Origin of the sequence: Herbaspirillum sp. WGmk3, from assembly GCF_023952535.1 — a bacterium.
GTDB classification, from domain to species: Bacteria; Pseudomonadota; Gammaproteobacteria; order Burkholderiales; family Burkholderiaceae_D; genus Herbaspirillum; species Herbaspirillum huttiense.
Window position 1 is genome coordinate 1 of sequence record NZ_JAKYWT010000037.1, and the last position, 333, is coordinate 333.

General features: G+C 66.7%; 1 pseudogene. It reads right to left on the reverse strand.

The window, feature by feature from the left end:
- A pseudogene (locus tag MKD49_RS25840) lies at positions 1-333 on the reverse strand (hypothetical protein); the annotation flags it as partial.

Below are 333 nucleotides of genomic sequence, written 5' to 3' on the forward strand. Positions count from 1 at the left end.
CACCGTCTGCACCGCCGACAACACCGGACTGGTGACCGCCACCGTCATCCCTTGCTGGCGGAACTTGTCCTCGGTCACGGTGTGGCTGCTCTGCTGGGCAGCAAGAATGCTGACCGTCCGGGCCACGATGTCGATATCGCCGCCCGGCGCCAGCACATCACTGCCGACCTGCGTATAACGATTGCCCGCCACGATGCTGACATCGCCTGCCACGCTCCCTACCGTGGAAGCAGAGGCCGTCTGCTGCTGCCCATCCACATCGCGGCTCTGCATGCGGCTGCCCACGGTCACGCCGATGCCCGCCCCCATCACGCCACTGGTGGTCTCCTGCCG